The organism is Sphingorhabdus sp., assembly GCF_044357595.1.
Lineage (GTDB): Bacteria > Pseudomonadota > Alphaproteobacteria > Sphingomonadales > Sphingomonadaceae > Sphingorhabdus_B.
On sequence record NZ_JBIKPH010000179.1, the window covers coordinates 1 to 3,630 of the forward strand.

3 protein-coding genes and 2 pseudogenes are annotated in these 3,630 nt (G+C 52.9%); 3 read left to right on the plus strand and 2 right to left on the minus strand.

Features of this window, described 5'->3' with window-relative positions:
• Together ACIQ2T_RS12495 and ACIQ2T_RS12500 are read right to left on the minus strand one after the other, a co-directional pair.
• Window positions 1-242 (minus strand): annotated as a pseudogene (locus ACIQ2T_RS12495) (spermidine/putrescine ABC transporter substrate-binding protein); the annotation flags it as partial.
• Between the two features lie 136 nt (window positions 243-378).
• The gene (locus ACIQ2T_RS12500; RefSeq protein ID WP_397591096.1) at window positions 379-1,581 is read right to left on the minus strand and encodes a serine hydrolase domain-containing protein; all 1,203 of its coding nucleotides are present in this window, start codon (window positions 1,579-1,581) and stop codon (window positions 379-381) included.
• Between the two features lie 256 nt (window positions 1,582-1,837).
• On the opposite strand from ACIQ2T_RS12500, the gene ACIQ2T_RS12505 reads away from it, so the two are divergent.
• The 3 genes and pseudogenes from ACIQ2T_RS12505 to ACIQ2T_RS12515 form a co-directional block, all read left to right on the plus strand.
• Window positions 1,838-2,446, plus strand: coding sequence for a LemA family protein (locus ACIQ2T_RS12505; protein ID WP_306064157.1), 609 nt, complete (start codon window positions 1,838-1,840; stop codon window positions 2,444-2,446).
• A 19-nt stretch (window positions 2,447-2,465) separates the two neighbouring features.
• Entirely contained in the window at window positions 2,466-3,263 is a 798-nt protein-coding gene (locus tag ACIQ2T_RS12510) for a TPM domain-containing protein (protein ID WP_397591097.1), read from the plus strand.
• A gap of 11 nt (window positions 3,264-3,274) precedes the next feature.
• Window positions 3,275-3,630 (plus strand): annotated as a pseudogene (locus ACIQ2T_RS12515) (hypothetical protein); the annotation flags it as partial.

Consider the following 3,630-nt stretch of genomic DNA (forward strand, 5'->3'; position numbering starts at 1 on the left):
AAGGTCATGTTCACATCAACGCCGGCGCTGTCCTTATAATCTCCCAAAGTGGTCTCACCAATATAGGTGTCCCAATTATAGAAGTTCAGCTTGGCCTCTTCGCCATTGGCGAGCTTTGCCGCTTCTTTCTCTCCGCAACCGGCCAGCGCGCCCGTCAGTGAAAATCCAACGGCGGCAACACCCATGCCCTTAAGCATAGCCCGCCGATTGCTACCGGCATGCAAAAACGTTTTAAAATCCATGACAAATCTCCCGCTGAAGTACGAAACATGAAGATGACATGCTGAACTAATATCAGGCCTTAGAAAAGCCCTTTTTTCCATGCCTTGCGGCGCAATCTAATTACGAATATTCGCAATTATTGTGCGCGCAGCATGCTTACTTCAGTACTGGCTTTGCTTCCGTATCGACAGCAGCCTGAACCGCTTTATAAAATGCTTCGCGTTGAACGCCAACGGTGTCTGGGTCAGTCGCCTTTGGCCAATTGCTGTTCGATGCGATCACGAGGTTGCGCTTGGGATCAATGAAGATGCCCTGCCCAAATATGCCCTGCGCCGCAAAGCTACCGTCGTCATAGGTCCACCATTGGTAACCATAGCCTTTGCCGGCCATGCCAATGTCCGCCTGCTTACTTGTTGCAGGGGAAAGCCAATCGTCAGGCAAAATGCCAACGCCGTTGATTTTTGCACCGCCCATTATGAATGCGCCAAAACGCGCGTAATCACGGGTCGATGCCTGAATGCAGCAGCCGCTAATTTCATGCCCTGTTGAACCCAAAAGCCAGGTTGCGTCCTGCTCCATACCAAATGGTGCCCAGACCTTCTCCGACAAATAGCTGGAAAGCGTCTTTTTCGTGGCCGAACTGACCAATACGCCAATCAAATTGGTTTCGCCGGTTTTATAGACCCATTTGGTTCCAGCTGGTGCCTCACGCGGCAATTTGCGCATGTAACTGACCGTTACATCCATGCCTTTTTCGGCCTTGTGCAAATTGAACAAAGCAACATCGGATTTAGGATCGGTATAGTCCTCATTCCATTTTACGCCCGAGGTCATGGTCAGCAGTTGCTTGATAGTCACATCGTCATAAGCCGAGCCCTTAAGGTCCGGGATATAGGCGGAAACCTTATCATCGATGCTCTTGATATAGCCATCCTTTATCGCCGCGCCGACCATGGTCGACGTAAAGGATTTAGCGACCGAAAAACTCGTCCATTTGCCCTGCGCCGTGAAATCGAGACCGTATTTCTCCATCCGCACTTTGCCGTCCTGCAATATGACAAGACCGGCCGTGCGTTGCGCTTTCATATAGGCATCAACGTCCATGCCGATTTTCAGCGGCTCACCCGCAGGCAAAGGATAAACCGTATCGCCTTTTGCAATGACGTTGGCCTTTGCAAGGATGGGGATTCGGTCCATTGTACGGAAACCGGCGTCGCGTTGCTCTACGCTCCAGAACAGCACGTTAGAGTCCGTTGGCAAATGGGATATGAGCGCCTTCATATCCTTGTCTGCACTCACCCAAAAACCGCCCGCTGCCGCTGCAACGAAAAGTAACGCCCCGAATATCCATTTTTTCATCCTACTTCCCCAAAGATCATCTTTTAGCCAAAGTCACCTGAGCGACATTAATGCCCCCGCTGCTGAATCCTCCCTCGCTTTACATCAGATAATAGCGCCAAAGCGAAGTGAATTTATCGCCAAAGCCGGTTGGTAAAATTCATTGCGCAAACAACTGTAGTCATTGCGAAAGGCCTTAGCGCGCCTTATGTACCTAACACACGCCATGTAAATGGCTGGATTGATAGGCAGTTTGCCAAGTGGAGGAGCGCGTTAGATGCATAAGAACTTTTTGAAATTTCTTCTGGTACCCGTCGCGGCGGCTTCGTTGGCCGGATGCGGGATCAACAGTGTTCCCACGGCCGAAGAAAATGCCAAGGCGAAATGGGCTGATGTCCAAGCCGCGTTTCAAGAGCGCGCGAACCTGATCCCCAACCTTGCCAATGTTGTGAAAGGTGCAGCAGCGCAAGAAAACAAAACGCTTACCGAGGTCATTGAAGCACGCGCACGTGCCACATCTCCGAACATTCAAGTGAACCCTAATGACCTAAACGATCCTGCAAAAATGGCGGCGTTTCAGCGCGTGCAGAACCAGTTGTCGGGAAGCCTTTCGCGATTGCTGGTCTCGGTTGAGCAATATCCGCAGCTGAAAAGCCAAGAAGGCTATCTGAAGCTGCAGGATCAATTGGAGGGTCAGGAAAACCGCGTACGCATCACTTTGCGTGATTATAACGAAGCGGTGCGTGGCTATAACACCACCATTCGCACTTTCCCGGACATCATCGGTGCCAAGATCATCCACGGTGCCAAGCCCATGATCCCTTATCAGGCAACAACGCCCGGTGCAGAATCCGCACCGAAGCTAGATATGGCGCCAGCGACCTAATCCTGTCCGGGAATTGAACATGAATAAGGCCCTTGGCCTGCTTATTGCGTTGCTGCTGGCCCTCACCGGTCAAGCAGCAGTGGCGCAGAATTTTCCAAAACTGACCGGCCGTGTGGTTGATCAGGCCAACTTGCTTGATCCGCAGCAAGAAGCCGCGCTCAGCGCGAAACTGGAGGGGCTGGAAGCCCGCACTAAACGCCAGTTGGTTGTGACAACGCTAGCCAGCCTCGAAGGCTATGAGATATCCGATTACGGCTACCGACTTGGTCGCGCATGGGCAATCGGGCAGGATGGCAAGGGCGAGACCGAAAAAGACAATGGCGCAATCCTGATCGTTGCGCCGAACGAACGCAAAATGCGCATTGAGGTCGGTTACGGCCTTGAGCCCGTGCTAACCGATGGCTTGTCTTCCACAATCATCCGCAACGACATCACCCCGCGCTTTAAGGAAGGTGATTTTGCCGGTGGCATCAATGCAGGCGTTGACCGCATCGTGACTCAGCTCGAACTGCCTGCGGACGAAGCGGCGAAGATAGCAAGCGCGGCACAGCAATATAACAAACGTGATAAAGGCATACCTTTTGGCGCGATTATCTTCATCTTGTTCATGATCTTCTTTGTGTTCCTACCAATGATCCGTTCCACAAATGGCGGCGGGCGTAAGCATCGGCGCAGCGGCATGGGGCCGGTGATCATCTGGGGTGGCGGAGGTTTTGGCGGAGGCGGATTTGGCGGCGGAGGCTTTGGCGGCGGTGGCGGCAGCTTTGGCGGCGGTGGCGGCAGCTTTGGCGGCGGCGGCGCCTCAGGCGGCTGGTAGGAATATTGAACATGGGCTTACGTAAAATCAGTCAATTCACCGAAACCGACCATGCGATAGTGGTTGCCGCAGTCGCGGATGCAGAACGGCTGACAACCGGCGAAATCGTCACGATCGTGACTGACCTGTCGGACCATTATGACGATATCGCCATGGCTTGGGCAAGTGCGATCGCGTTCATTGCCTTGGTCAGCTATGCGACTTCTCCTGAATTTTACATGGGCCTGATTGATGCCTTTTCGGGCGGGTGGCGCCATGAATATACGACGGCGGAATATGCAGCATTTTTGTTGGCGGCAGTTGCGCTCAAATGGATCGGGACATGGTTTATCCTCAAATGGATGCCATTGCGCCTCGCCCTTACGCC